This window comes from Advenella kashmirensis W13003, assembly GCF_000506985.1.
GTDB lineage: Bacteria > Pseudomonadota > Gammaproteobacteria > Burkholderiales > Burkholderiaceae_B > Advenella > Advenella kashmirensis_A.
Map to the genome: position 1 here is coordinate 369715 of NZ_KI650979.1, position 13047 is coordinate 382761.

13 protein-coding genes are annotated in these 13047 nt (G+C 54.4%); 6 read left to right on the forward strand and 7 right to left on the reverse strand.

All coding sequences use genetic code 11. From position 1 onward, the window contains the following. Positions 1 to 7: 7 nt before the first annotated feature. Both W822_RS25885 and W822_RS25890 read right to left on the reverse strand, forming a co-directional pair. The gene (locus W822_RS25885) at positions 8 to 622 is read right to left on the reverse strand and encodes a LysE family translocator (protein ID WP_081724251.1); all 615 of its coding nucleotides are present in this window, start codon (positions 620 to 622) and stop codon (positions 8 to 10) included. 168 nt (positions 623 to 790) lie between these two features. Continuing rightward, positions 791 to 1594, reverse strand: coding sequence for an AraC family transcriptional regulator (locus tag W822_RS25890; protein ID WP_024003415.1), 804 nt, complete (start codon positions 1592 to 1594; stop codon positions 791 to 793). 76 nt (positions 1595 to 1670) lie between these two features. Here W822_RS25890 and W822_RS25895 point away from each other — a divergent pair, with 76 nt between their 5' ends. The 3 genes from W822_RS25895 to W822_RS25905 are packed head-to-tail and all read left to right on the forward strand — an operon-like array spanning position 1671 to position 4893. Then, the gene (locus tag W822_RS25895) at positions 1671 to 3788 is read left to right on the forward strand and encodes an FUSC family protein (RefSeq protein WP_024003416.1); all 2118 of its coding nucleotides are present in this window, start codon (positions 1671 to 1673) and stop codon (positions 3786 to 3788) included. After that, entirely contained in the window at positions 3785 to 4000 is a 216-nt protein-coding gene (locus tag W822_RS25900; protein ID WP_024003417.1) for a DUF1656 domain-containing protein, read from the forward strand. The genes W822_RS25895 and W822_RS25900 overlap by 4 nt, the downstream gene beginning before the upstream one ends. Continuing rightward, positions 3997 to 4893 carry an HlyD family secretion protein gene (locus tag W822_RS25905; RefSeq protein WP_024003418.1) on the forward strand — a complete coding sequence of 299 codons (897 nt, stop codon included), beginning with the start codon at positions 3997 to 3999 and terminating at the stop codon, positions 4891 to 4893. Before W822_RS25900 ends, W822_RS25905 begins: the two co-directional genes overlap by 4 nt. 161 nt (positions 4894 to 5054) lie before the next feature. Here the strand turns inward: W822_RS25905 and W822_RS25910 are convergent, their stop codons facing one another. Both W822_RS25910 and W822_RS46295 read right to left on the reverse strand, forming a co-directional pair. Beyond that, positions 5055 to 5366, reverse strand: a complete 312-nt coding sequence (locus tag W822_RS25910; protein WP_155848066.1) for a hypothetical protein — start codon at positions 5364 to 5366, stop codon at positions 5055 to 5057. 55 nt (positions 5367 to 5421) lie between these two features. Continuing rightward, positions 5422 to 6063 carry a hypothetical protein gene (locus W822_RS46295; protein ID WP_155848067.1) on the reverse strand — a complete coding sequence of 214 codons (642 nt, stop codon included), beginning with the start codon at positions 6061 to 6063 and terminating at the stop codon, positions 5422 to 5424. 243 nt (positions 6064 to 6306) lie between these two features. On the opposite strand from W822_RS46295, the gene W822_RS25915 reads away from it, so the two are divergent. Beyond that, the gene (locus W822_RS25915) at positions 6307 to 7188 is read left to right on the forward strand and encodes a Rossmann-fold NAD(P)-binding domain-containing protein (RefSeq protein WP_051401575.1); all 882 of its coding nucleotides are present in this window, start codon (positions 6307 to 6309) and stop codon (positions 7186 to 7188) included. Here the strand turns inward: W822_RS25915 and W822_RS25920 are convergent. From W822_RS25920 to W822_RS25930, 3 genes are all read right to left on the reverse strand, one after another. Beyond that, positions 7161 to 8684 carry a M81 family metallopeptidase gene (locus W822_RS25920; RefSeq protein ID WP_024003421.1) on the reverse strand — a complete coding sequence of 508 codons (1524 nt, stop codon included), beginning with the start codon at positions 8682 to 8684 and terminating at the stop codon, positions 7161 to 7163. The two genes, W822_RS25915 and W822_RS25920, sit on opposite strands and share 28 nt — an antisense overlap. Continuing rightward, positions 8684 to 9697 carry a Bug family tripartite tricarboxylate transporter substrate binding protein gene (locus W822_RS25925; RefSeq protein WP_024003422.1) on the reverse strand — a complete coding sequence of 338 codons (1014 nt, stop codon included), beginning with the start codon at positions 9695 to 9697 and terminating at the stop codon, positions 8684 to 8686. Before W822_RS25925 ends, W822_RS25920 begins: the two co-directional genes overlap by 1 nt. A 68-nt stretch (positions 9698 to 9765) precedes the next feature. Next, positions 9766 to 10584, reverse strand: coding sequence for a carbon-nitrogen hydrolase family protein (locus tag W822_RS25930; protein ID WP_024003423.1), 819 nt, complete (start codon positions 10582 to 10584; stop codon positions 9766 to 9768). 154 nt (positions 10585 to 10738) lie between these two features. Between W822_RS25930 and W822_RS25935 the strand changes: the two genes are divergently transcribed. Together W822_RS25935 and W822_RS25940 are read left to right on the forward strand one after the other, a co-directional pair. After that, positions 10739 to 12082, forward strand: coding sequence for an aspartate aminotransferase family protein (locus W822_RS25935; protein WP_024003424.1), 1344 nt, complete (start codon positions 10739 to 10741; stop codon positions 12080 to 12082). 33 nt (positions 12083 to 12115) lie between these two features. Next, positions 12116 to 12982 (forward strand): MurR/RpiR family transcriptional regulator, encoded by an 867-nt coding sequence (locus W822_RS25940; RefSeq protein ID WP_024003425.1) that lies wholly within the window; start codon positions 12116 to 12118, stop codon positions 12980 to 12982. Positions 12983 to 13047: the final 65 nt, after the last annotated feature.

Here is a 13047-nt window from a genome sequence, read left to right on the forward strand (position 1 = left end):
CTTTTCTTTACAGGTACGTCAAAATAAAAATATTTTTTGCAAATAAAGTGATGCCAATTATTATTATCAAAAAACCACTGGCTTTTCGCATCTTGTTAATTGCTGATTGATTTAGCTTTTTTGCAATAATGCTGGCAATTATTGCGTACCCCATCATTGTGCTGAAATCAACGATGATCCATCCGACAGTCAGCGATGTCGCTGATACAAAATAAGGAATTGATTGATTTATAAACTGAGGAAGAAGAGTGATAAAGAAAATAATATCTTTCGGATTACTTATCCCCGTAAAGAAAGACTCCTTGAATAGAGCGAAATTAGTATGCTCATATATACCAACGCTATTGATCTCGATATTTTTAAAACCTGATATTCCCACATAAATTAATAATAGTGCGCCCAGAATCGATAATACATTCATCCATATACCATTTAAAAAAAATGCTATCCCGGCCAAGGAAATAACAATTAGAATGAAAGAGGCGCATATGCTGCCAAGGGCGTTATATAAACATTTTTTGGCTCCAAACATTGCCGAATGTTGAATGACCAACAGAGCGGAAGGTCCTGGCGTTACGATAATCAGGAATATCGTTGCGAGATATAGGGTGTATTGCTTCACAAGTCAGCTTAAAAATATCTGTTTATTGTTTTAATTTTTGCATCCAACCAAACTAATTCTATTGCAATGAAAAAAACAACGCATTGATATGCATCAATTCTCTAGACAACGTTAAGAAGCCCCTTCTGTTTCACAGACGCTGGAGCAAATACGGTGTCGATACTCTGCCTAAAACATATGCATTGGCGCATTCCGTTTCTTGAAATACTGTGCCGGCGTACTCCCCAGCGCCTTCTTGAACATGGTAATAAATGCGTTCACCGATTCATAACCCAACTCGGCCGCGACATTTTGCACCGACTCGCCGCTCGCCAGTTCGCGCAGCGCAACGACAAGATGCAGTTGTTGACGCCAACGTCCGAACGTTAATCCCGTTTCCCGGATTAACAGGCGCGCCAGCGACCGCTCGCTCATCGCCAGCCGCGTCGCCCAATGGCTCAACGTGCTGCGATCTGATGGATCGATTGTCAGTGCCTCAGCCATCGACCGGATCTTCGGATTGCCGGAGATCGGAAAATTGAACTGTTCGCGGGGCATGTCTGCCAATTCGTCCAGCACGACCCTCGCAAGCCGCGCAGCATGGCTGTCGGCAAGGTAGTCCGGGCCGTCGCGAGCAAGCCGGTCTATTAACTCCCGAATCATGGGTGAGATTGAAAGCGTACAACTGTATTCGGGCAAGTTCGCCGCTCCCGGTTCCACGAACAGATAGTTAAGCCGCGCGTTCGACGTCGCATGGGCGCTATGCGACACGCCACCCGGAATCCAGACGCCACAGTTGGGCGGAACAATCCAGATTTCGTTACCTGTCATGCATGTAACAGCGCCGTGCAGGGCGAGGATCAGCTGGCCTTTCCTGTGAACATGCAACGGCACTTCCGATTGGTGATCAGCAAAGTCGAGCTGGTGGGCGACCGCCGGCAGCGGCGAGACGTCAGGGTCAAAAACAGAAATAGCGGAAAGTGACTGAGGCATCAAAATGGCATAATTTAGGTATTTTTTGTCATAATACTGAATTTACTTTGCATTGTAAACGGGAAATAATAGCGACATGAATACGTCGCAGCCCACAAATACCGTTCCAGGCAAAGCCAGTGCAGCATTGCTGAAGGCAGGTTCGAATATCCTTCGCACACCGGCCATGAAGGTAGATGCGTACGCGATCCTTTTTTCGGCCAAGAGTTTCACCGCAGCAATGCTGGCCTACTACATCGCGCTGCGTATCGGGTTGCCCAAGCCTTTCTGGGCCATCGTGACCGTTTACGTTGTTTCGCAAACGTCTGCGGGCGCGTCACTCAGTCGTGGTGTATATCGCTTTGCCGGAACGTTCGTTGGCGCCGTCGCGACCGTTGCGATCGTACCCAATTTCGTGAACGACCCGATCGCGTGCAGCATGGTACTTTCCGGCTGGATCGGTCTTTGCCTGTTTTTTTCACTGCTTGATCGCACGCCTCGAGCCTATGCCTTCGTTCTTGCAGGCTACACAGCGAGCCTTATCGGCTTTCCGAGCGTGCTTGACCCGGGATCCGTTTTTGAGACGGCGTCGCTGCGTGTCCAGGAAATCTCCATCGGCATTCTTTGTGCAGTTCTGATCCATCGCTATGTCCTGCCCAAACGCATGAGCGCCCAATTCACCGGCAAGCTCTCGGTCGCGCTGCGAGACGCCCGCCGGCTGGCGGCTGATGCACTGAAGGGAGAGCCCGGTAAATACCGGCGCGATCGCAGCCAGCTTGCCGCGGACCTCCTTGCGCTGCAAGGGCTGACGACGTACCTTCCGTACGATATTGCCCCCGCCACGCCACGTCGCAAGACGCTGCAACATATCCATGACCGGCTCGCTCGCTTGCTTCCACTCGCGACAGAGATCGAAGACCGGGTTCATTCCCTTCGCATAAGTAACGGCAAGGCGCCCGATGAGCTGATTGCGTTGGTTGACGACGTCGGATCGTGGATCGCAACCATCGAGGCAAACGAACGGGAAACCACCGCAGCCCAACTGATCGGTCGTGCGCGATCAATCCGGAAACAGTTTGGCACGGACGTTGCAACGCCCGTCCACAGGTTTACAGCGAACCTTGCAGGTCATCTGGCCGAAATGGTCGGCTTACTTGCCGACTGCGACTGGCTTGAGCGAAATATCGCGACACCCGGACGGTCGCGTGCCCTGACGCAGCTTCATGGGACAACGCGTGTCAAGGGTTACGTCTATCACCGTGACCCATGGATGGCAGGCCGGGCGACACTGGGCGCTATCATCGGCATTCTTCTGGGCTGCGCCTTCTGGATCTGGTCTGCCTGGCCGGACGGTGCAACGGCGGTCTCCATTATCGGCGTATGCTGCTCCCTGTTCGGCAATGTCGATGCACCTGCGCCCAACGTCGTCAAATATACCCTTGGCTCGCTATATGGGGTCGCTATCAGTTTCGCCTACAGCTTCGTCATTATTCCCCAAGTCACAGACTTCGCCGTTCTTGTCGCTGTACTCGCCCCGGCTTTCCTGTTCGCAGGCTCGCTCCAGGCCCGCCCACCCACAACGTATATGGCGCTAGGCATTACCCTGACCATTCCGATCCTCTTGAACCTGGGACCCCATTACACCGGCGACTTCGCCGCCTCTCTTAATATCTCCGTTGCGCTCTTTTCCGGAATCGGATTCGGGGCAATGAGCATGTCCCTCTTCCAGACCGTCCCGGTCGATGTCGCGATCAAACGGTTGCTTCAATTAAGTCAGCGGGATATCAGTCGACGGGCCCTGGGCGCAGCGCCCGACGAAGCGCACTGGACAAGCCTGATGATTGATCGGACAGCATTGTTGCTGCCAAGATTGCGGGCATCACAAAATAGCTATACAGGCGTGTTCGACGATACCTTGAACCATCTTCGTATCGGACATGCTGCTGGTCAGCTGCGCAAGACACTCCCGCGAATAAAAGGTGAGACCGAGATCAGGATAAGCGAACTCCTTTCGGCAATCGCAGCAAGCTTTCGAGCCGGAGGCCCGTTAACGCCAGCCGAGCTAATCGACTTGGACCAGCGCATCGAGATATTGATGACCATGATCGCAAGCAGTCCGCTCAAAAATCGCTTGCAAATACTCGATCTGCTCATCGACCTCAGGTTTGCACTGGGCACCAGTGAAAGAGCAGACGGGAGGAAATACAACTTATGATCGTCGATCTCAATATTGGCGGCGTCCTTATTCCCGGCCTGATGGTGCTCGCGCTCGTTGCTTTAGTAGCCGCCGTGGCAACGCTCCGCCTTCTCTCCATGACCGGAATTCGTCGCATGTTCGCTTATCGCCCACTCGTCGAGCTGGCGACCTTCGTCATTCTTTACGGTCTGCTCGTGCAGTACCTGCCATTGACTGGATTATCATCTTGAAGCGTATTCTATCCCTGCTCAGCCGCTATGCGCTGACCCTTTGTCTCACGACTGTTGCCATTTTTATCGCGCTGAAGGTGTGGGGCCACTACGGACAAACACCCTGGACCCGCGACGGGCGGGTTGGCGTGGATGTCGTACAAATCACACCGGAAGTTTCCGGCACGGTCAGCCTCGTACCTGTGGTTGATAACCAGTATGTCCATCGCGGCGACATTCTATACAAAATCGACCCCGAGCGGCTTCGCATCGCAGTGGCGCTGGCAGAGGCCGATGTCGACGCCAAACGCCAGGATATGATCGTTCGTCAAGCGACGGCGCGACGATACAACCAGGTCCGTGACGCGGTATCCAAAGAAGCTGCCCAACAGGCCAGCGGAGCGGCGGCTGTCGCCAACGCTGCCTACCATGCGGCGGTCGCCACGCTTGATCTTGCCAAACTCAACCTGGTTCGCTCGGTTGTACGCTCACCCGTTGACGGCTATGTTACCAATCTGAGGCTTCGGCCGGGCGACTATGCGACGGCCGGCGTGACCAGGACCGCCGTCCTTGATTCGGCCAGTTTCTGGATTACCGGATATTTCGAGGAAACGAAGATTCGACAAATCAATGTCGGTAATCAAGCGCAGATTATGTTGATGGGGTATGAACAGCCCGTGTCAGGTCACGTCGAAAGCATCGGTCGTGGTATCGATAACAGCAACGACGCACCCGGCCACCTCGGTCTGCCAAATGTCGCAGCAACGTTTTCCTGGGTGCGTCTGGCCCAACGCGTTCCGGTGCGCATCCATATTGATCGGGCCGCGCCGGGTGTTGAACTGGTGGCGGGCATGACAGCGACAGTCAAGATTATTCCCGCGAACACACGGACGAAGATGGGTAAACGGGAATAGCAAACCAGGCAACAGAATTTCTTTCGCTACGTTAATATCTCCCTCCTCTATTTACCGCTTAGCGCGATCAATCAAGGGAAATGACGACAATGCCTTATCGATCATTCTCGACCGCCTTCCACGGGGTTGGCACTCGTTCTAGCATTTAGGGTTTGGGGTTCTCAAGACAATATCCGATAGACAGTGATCGATACCACATCGGCCGCGAAAACCAATCCCGCCACCATAAGCACCGAATAAGTAATATCAGCAGCAGTCTTGCGATAAAGCGCAATCGCAATTGCGACGATAATCAAGATGGCCAGCCGCGCCAGGACAAAAGGTAGATCCGCATCCAGAAACAGCGCGTACATCGCTAGCATATCAGGCTGACCCCCATCTATCAGGACATGGGCGCGGTATTGCATCGACCGAAAAAACAGGTAGGCGATTGTGCCCGCTAAATAGATCATCACAAAGATCAGATATGGCAAATTAGTTCTCGCGCAATAAGATTAGCGGCTCGTAGCGAATAAATCTTGACCATAATTATCTGCTCAATTTGTCAAATGCGATAAACCAGTCTTCTAACGCAGAAATCGATCGATGTCCTCCAAGAGAGCTATGGTACAAACAGCGTACAGGCAATGGCAGATAGTCTGAGGACTGATAGTAATTTACGATTCTGGAGTCTGCTTTGTTTGCGAAATCACAAAAAATCGGGCTTTTTTCTGGTTGAAAATTTTGTATTGATTTGAGCGTGTTCGTCACGCATACCCTATCGTTTCCGCAACCGATGCGTAAATACATCAGCAATGGAGCATCTTTCAAGTCTCTGTCTATCGGGTCGTTGCCTGATAAATGGCCTTGAATTTTTTCCAATGAATTGGCAAATTTTTCAGGAGTCGATTTTCCGGCAGCTAGCTCCAGGGCTCCAACGTAAGGATTAGGAAGAGGATCTCTATCTGGAAACTTAATTTCTTTTATACAATTTGGCGTTAAATTTAGTATTGTAGACTTGGCTCGCAACTGATCTCCAAGTCTATATAAGGATTTCAATACACGATCATCAATTATTCCGCCTCGGCATACTACATCTACAGCGGATGTAGAAGCATATACAGTTTTGCTTGAAAAGATTGCCAACAACGTGCTAGTTAAAATTATTAAAAAGCGTTTTAATTCAAACATACTTAAGTTCCGTTGATCTTAATATTGGCACCGGCTATTTTCAGGCCCGGCATTATGCGTTATAACACACCGAATCGCGCTTTCTCATGCTTCAACCGACGTTGATTCCCCCCAAATAAAGCGACGCATTTTTCCTTCCACCGTTTTCGAACGCACAAGCGTGTTCTTTCTCCCCCTTAAATCTAATATATAGGAAAATGGCTGACTCATTCACTGCATTACATATGTAATTACGTCATCACTATGAAAACTCTTCTGCTGGTCGGCGGCGACTTGTGTGAACGGACAGCCAAATTGCTCGATCCGGCCCATTGGAAGTGCATCGGCCTGCGCCGCAGCAGGGTGCAGCCAATTGGCGAAAACACCATTTCCTGGCGCCAGGCCGATCTATTGAACCCCGAAAGCCTCTCTTTCCTGGGTACGGACGAATTCTCCGGGCTCACCCATATTCTGTATGCCCCCTCGCCCGACAGCAGGACAATGGATCAATACGCGGGGGTTTACTCGCAGGGCCTCCCGAGATTGCTGGGTAGCCTGCCTCCCGGCACCCTGGACAGGCTGCAGCGCTGTGTACTGGTGGGGTCATCCGCCGTATGGAGTCCATCCGATGACTGGGTCGACGAAAATACCCCCGTACAGCAGACGAACTTCCGCGGCAACTCGATTCTGGAAGCGGAAGCCACGCTGCATGCATTGCTGCCGCCAGGTACCGGCGTCGCCCTGCGTCTGTCCGGCCTGTACGGCCCGGGACGATTGAAGTTGCTCGAAGGATTACAGGCAGGAACGATCACCGCACCGGACGGGCCCGGCCATTGGGCGAACCGGATTCACATTGACGATGCCGCGAAGGCCTGCGCGCATCTGCTGACGATCTCCGATCCCCAGCCGCTTTATATAGGAACGGATGATTGCCCGATGCCGACCGCGGAACTGTATGACGCCCTGGCGCAGTTGATAGGCGCCTCCTTGCCCGCCCGGCAATTACGGGCCCCCAGTGGCAAGCGGCTGTCGAACGCGAGGCTTCGGGCCAGTGGCTGGACACCTGCATGGCCGAATGCGCTTGAGGGGTACGCTGCGCAATGCGGGGTAACTCTGGATCAGTACCCTGCTGCGATACGGTCATGACGAAATGGGAGCGCCGACAAATCCTGGCATGCCGGGCCAGGTGCATCGCAATCAATGATCTCCGCGCATCGCTCCGCGAAAGCAGCACGAAAGTGATTTTTCGCTTTTACACACAGTAAACGCAGTTGAGCCAGGTCAATCCCATGCAACGCATAGAAGGAAGGATCATCCGCAGCCACGACACGTTCGGTGACGATCACACGGACGTCCGGTAGCTGCGTCAAACGAAGAATGACCGTGTTACCGCAATGGCGCTCCACTCCCGTATGCATGGGGCCGGAATTGCGAAAGACGCCGTCTGTCAACGCATCTACCCGGACTTGCACATTCACGCCCTCTCCAAAATGCGACCCATAACGGCCACCCAGGCGAACATCAAGCACTGCCCCAGACTTTGCCGCTTGTACGCGACGCACGATCTCGGGGTCGACAAAACTGGCAAACAGACAGGAAACGCTCGGCTGCGCCTCTATTAATGCACGAAACAATGCCGGCGTGTCGCCACCGCCGCCCGACAATGGGTTATCGCCTGAGTCTGTAACGGCGATAAGGCCAGGCTTTGAAGACGCCAATGCTGCAGAAACGGCATCCGCAGGAGAAGGCAGTTCAATTCGAAACTGATCCGCCAGCGAACGAACCTGATCAAGGACTCGCTCTGCCGCCGCCGTCGCCGCCTTCCCCTGAGGATCCACGCGCGCATCACTGATCGCCATGACAGAGGAACCCGTGGCCGCCGTATCGGAATAGGGAAATCCGCCAAAAACACACACTTCCAACACCGGCGCCACAGTAACATCGCGAGCCATCTGCTCCAGCGCATGCATCGGTCCTGCCTGAGTACGCATATTGATGCTGGGCAAGACGATACCTTCGTTACGCAGCACCAGCCGGGTGCGCAAGCCTTGCGTCACCCAGGCCACGAGGCCTTCGAGCACCCGATCGGCCGTGGCTGCCATGTCAATATGCGGATGCGTACGGTAAACGGATGCGAAGTCGAGCACATCTGCCCATTCGGACGGCATATTGCCATGCAGATCAAAGCTGGCGCCCAGCGGCACATCGGGCAGCATGCTGCGTACCATGCGGACAAAATCCAGCTCCGGCGTTTCCCTTTCATTCGTGATCGCCGCGCCATGAAGCGATAGATACATGGCATCCCATCCACCCTGGGTCAGGCCAAGTAAGAGCCCTTCTTTGACTTCTGATACATATTGATCGAATACGGATTCAGCAATGGGCCCTGCCGGCAAGGCGGCGGCGCAGCGCAGGACAACCACCTCCCAATCGGGATGCTGCTGCGCAAACGCGGCGACAGCGCCCATCTCGGTCGCGGTCCCCGCTGATTGACTCAACACTTCGGGGCCGGCCTGCCATTCATACTGCCTGAACTGCTCCATCGTCGCCGGTACGGGCCCGAACGCATTCCCTTCGTACCAGAATCGTGCCACCGCAAGGCGCTTGCGTCTGCCGTGAGGAGGAGAAAATTTTGTCGTCACTATTTTGTTTCCTTCATCTTGGCCATTACGTCCCGATAACGCGTCTGCTCTGAAGCCAATTGCTTGGCCAATCGCTCCGGTGGACCGCCTACGGGTGTCGCGCCCAGTTTCTGGAACTGCTCGTGCACTGCAGGCTCTTTCATATATGCGTCGATAGTAGCACTGAGCCGATCAACCACAGGTTTAGGCGTCGCGGCCGGTGCCACGATAACAAACCATGACTGCAATACATAGCCAGGCACCGATTTGCCGACTGGCGCCACACCGGGCAATACAGGCAGTTCATTCTCGCTCGCCACACCCAGCGCAACCAGCTTGCCCGATCGGATCTGCTCGAGGGCAGTGGGAACATTATCGCCTGAGAGCTGGATGTGCCCGGCGAGCAAATCGGCCTTGGACTGGCTTGCGCCCTTGTAGGGGACGTGTGTAATGTCCACTCCGGCCAATTGCTTGAGCAGCTCCAGCTGAATATGACCCGTGCTGCCAACACCAGGCGAGCCCCAATTCAACTTGCCGGGTCGCTCCTTCGCAGCCGCGAGCAACTCTTCGATATTTTTGATTCCTGTTGCAGGGTTGGTCAGAATGACATTGGGTACGTCAGCCACATAGGAAACCGCCGCAAAGTCCGTCTCGGGCTTGTAACCCATATCAGGGTAAATGTTGGCGTTGATCGCCAAAGGCCCTGGCGTTCCCATGAGCAATGTATAGCCATCGGGTTTGGCATGGGCCACCGCCGCAGCACCTATATTGCCTCCCGCTCCAGGTTTGTTTTCAACGACGACGCTTTGCTTCAGGCTCTTGGAGAGCCCATCTGCCACCAGCCGGGCAAGCAGGTCTGTCGTTCCACCCGGCCCGAAGGGCACGATAATTTGTATCGGACGGCTTGGCCAATCGTCTGCCGAGTGCGCGGTGAACGCAAAGCAGGAGCCGGCGACTGCCATTGTGAACGCGGCCCATTTCTTGCCTGCGCGCCGCGCCTTGCTGTATTTATCGGAACCAATTGTATGTCGCATGATACTCCTCCGTTATAGTAGCGCTCCTGGGCTGGCTTTGCGCAGCGCAGGCGTTTGTCTGCCTGCATTCAAAGGTCGGCATCTGCTTCTTTCACCAGATGCCGGTAAAGGTCCGGGCGTCGATCCCGGCGGCTGGGGTAGGCAATGCGCGCCTCGTCCACCTGAGTCCGATCGATGTCCGCAACCAGCAAGGCTTCCGATTGCCCATCGGCCGTTTGCAATATGGCGCCGTTCGGGGCCGCGATGAGGCTGTGTCCGCCAAACGTCCAGTCCCCTTCAAGACCCACTTTATTGGCGGCGACCAAATAGCAGCCGTTTTCGAAGGCACGCGTCCTGAGCACTTCCTGGAACATATTCACGCGTGACGTGGCATATGGCGCGATAAGTAACTCTGCCCCATTGACGGCCAGGCAACGCGCGGTTTCCGGAAATCCCATGTCGTAGCATATGCCGATGCCAACACGCCATTCTTCGAATGGATACGTGTCAAAGCGCGTGCCATACCGGAAATAGATTTTCTCCAGACTGAGCACTGCTGCCGGATGGACTTTGCGGTACTTGAATACGATGGCACCAGTGCGGTCAATGTGCATGGCAGTATCGAAATACAAGCCGGCCTCTTCTTTTTCGTAGATCGTGGCGACCACCGCAATACCGTTGCGCTGCGCCGCTTCCCGAACAGCCGTGATCGTACGGCCCGTGTCGGCTTCGGCCAATTGATGATACGCCCGATCCTGATACTGGGCGAAAAATATCGTGTTGAAGAACTCAGGGAGTACGACCAGGTCAGCGCCCTTTACGGCCGCCTCGTCAATATATCGGCATGCCTTCCCGATGTTCTCCTGAACGTTGTCCGTACTATGCATTTGTACTGACGCGACTTTCATTTGCGGATCTCCCTGTTCTGTCGATCCATCCAATCATCGTCAATGGATCGTTTGATCTATTTTAATATTAAATATATCATATGATCCATAAAGCAAATGGTCAAGCTCCTTCTTTTAGTGACCAGTGAGAAAGCCGTTATTTCTTGGGAATCCTATGACACGCATTATTCATCGAAATCCTCGTAAATCCATGCCCGTCGCGCGCGAAGGAGCAGGATGCTTCCTTATCGATACCAACAATCGCCGCTATTACGACGCATCGGGCGGCGCGGCGGTCTCGTGCCTGGGGCATGGCAATGCAGAAGTCATCGGTGCGATCACAGAACAGCTGCAAAAGCTCGAGTATGCCCACACCAGCTTTTTCACCTCCGAGCCCGCAGAAGAACTGGCCGATACATTGGTGAATCAATCACCGGCCGGGCTCGCTAACGTGTATTTCGTATCGGGCGGGTCGGAAGCCATGGAATGTGCGCTGAAAATGGCTCGCCAATTCCATGTGGAACGAGGCGAACCGTCGCGCCGCCACATCATCTCCCGCCGCCAAAGCTATCATGGCAATACGTTGGGTGCACTGGCCATTGGCGGCCATGTCGGGCGGCGCGCACTCTATCAGCCCCTATTGATCGACACCTATCATGTATCGCCCTGCTTTCCTTACCATGAGCAGGAGGACAATCTTTCCGACGAAGACTACAGCACGCGACTCGCGCAGGAACTGGAAGACCAGATTGTCAAGCTCGGCCCCGACACGGTTGCTGCCTTTGTCGCCGAAACCGTAGTGGGAGCGACAGCGGGGGCAGTATGCGCGGTACCCGGGTACTTCAAAAAAATTCGCGAAGTCTGTGATCGCTATGGCGTTTTACTGGTCCTGGACGAAGTAATGTGCGGCCTGGGCCGAACCGGCTCGTATCATGCCTTTGAGGCAGAAGGCGTGGTTCCGGACATCCTTACCCTGGCCAAAGGATTGGGCGGCGGTTACCAGCCCATCGGCGCCATCATTGCTCATGACCGCGTGATCGAAGCGATCCATTCCGGATCGGGTGCGTTTCAGCATGGCCATACTTACATCGGGCACCCGGTTGCATGCGCCGCGGCATTGGCGGTGCAACGAATCGTACAACGCGACAGGCTGGTGCAGCAGTCGGCGCAATTGGGCGATTATCTGCATACCCTGCTGGTCGAGCGATTCGGCGACCATCCTCATGTTGGCGACATTCGCGGCCGGGGCCTGTTCCAGGCCATCGAACTGGTGCTTGAGCGCGACAATCGTTTGCCGTTCGATGCACAGCTTCAATTACATGCGCGAATCAAGCAGGAAGCACATGCAAGAGGACTATTGTGCTATCCGGGAGGAGGCACCATTGACGGCATACGCGGCGACCATGTCCTGCTTGCGCCTCCTTACATCACGAACCGCGCGGAACTAACGGATGCGGTCGACATACTGGCACAGGCGGTCGATGCCTCAATCGAGCAGGTCAACGCTTCCATCCTGTAGAATGCGAAAATTGGCAAGTAGCGAGAGAAGGACATGGACAAGCACAGCGTAGACCGATTGATTGAAGAGCGATATCAGAGCCTGTCACCCGTACTGCAGCGCGCCGCGCGCTATGTTATGGACAATCCCAAGGATATGGCCTTGAATTCAATGCGGACCATCGCAAGCAGCGCCGGCCTGCAGTCCAGCACCATGCACAGGCTGGCCCGGGAGCTGGGGTTCGACGGCTATGAGTCGTTTCGTTCGGTATACAGAACCTGGCTGACAGAGGGCAGCAGTTCGTTTTCAGAACGCGCCACGGCACTGCAGAAACGCAGCGGCAGCGATGAGGCGGAAAAGCTGATCCGGGAACTGCTCCATGCGGACGACGCCCACTTGACGCAATTGACCACGCCAGACACGCTGGCGTCAATCAAGAACGCCAGCGACATACTGGGAAAGGCGCGCCGCATCTATGTTGCGGGGCTGCGCAGCCTGTTCCCTGCCGCGTTCTATTTCAACTACGCGTGCGGCATGTTCATGCACAATACCCGTCTTCTCATGGGCATTGCCGGAACGTTTTCCGACGATCTGCGAGAAGGAGGCAGCGAAGATGCCCTGCTCGTCTTCACCTACAACCCTTATGCGAGAGATTCCGTGTCAGCCGTCGAATTTGCGCGCCAGCAAGGGATGCGGATTGTCAGCGTGACCGACAGCACCCTTTCCCCCATCGCCAAACAGTCGCATGCGCTGGTGATCGTTCCTAATAGAACGCCATCATTATTTCCGTCCGTGGTTCCCGCGATGTCTATTGCGCAGATTCTGGTTGCCATGCTTGTGGCCAGAGGGGGGAAGAAGAGTTTGCAGGAGATTAAGAAGAGCGAGGCGCAGTTGCAGCGGTTTGCGGTCTATGTGGAGTAGCGTACCCACTCTCCAATAACACGATTGGCATGCCGCAGTGTTTCGAAGCGGTGACGATGTGCGTT

Coding starts and splice junctions, on each gene's coding strand:
- W822_RS25890 (WP_024003415.1), bottom strand. CDS start 1,594: ATGCCTCAGTCACTTTCCGCTATTTCTGTTTTTGACCCTGACGTCTCG.
- W822_RS25895 (WP_024003416.1), top strand. CDS start 1,671: ATGAATACGTCGCAGCCCACAAATACCGTTCCAGGCAAAGCCAGTGCA.
- W822_RS25900 (WP_024003417.1), top strand. CDS start 3,785: ATGATCGTCGATCTCAATATTGGCGGCGTCCTTATTCCCGGCCTGATG.
- W822_RS46295 (WP_155848067.1), bottom strand. CDS start 6,063: ATGTTTGAATTAAAACGCTTTTTAATAATTTTAACTAGCACGTTGTTG.
- W822_RS25915 (WP_051401575.1), top strand. CDS start 6,307: ATGAAAACTCTTCTGCTGGTCGGCGGCGACTTGTGTGAACGGACAGCC.
- W822_RS25925 (WP_024003422.1), bottom strand. CDS start 9,697: ATGCGACATACAATTGGTTCCGATAAATACAGCAAGGCGCGGCGCGCA.
- W822_RS25930 (WP_024003423.1), bottom strand. CDS start 10,584: ATGAAAGTCGCGTCAGTACAAATGCATAGTACGGACAACGTTCAGGAG.
- W822_RS25935 (WP_024003424.1), top strand. CDS start 10,739: ATGACACGCATTATTCATCGAAATCCTCGTAAATCCATGCCCGTCGCG.
- W822_RS25940 (WP_024003425.1), top strand. CDS start 12,116: ATGGACAAGCACAGCGTAGACCGATTGATTGAAGAGCGATATCAGAGC.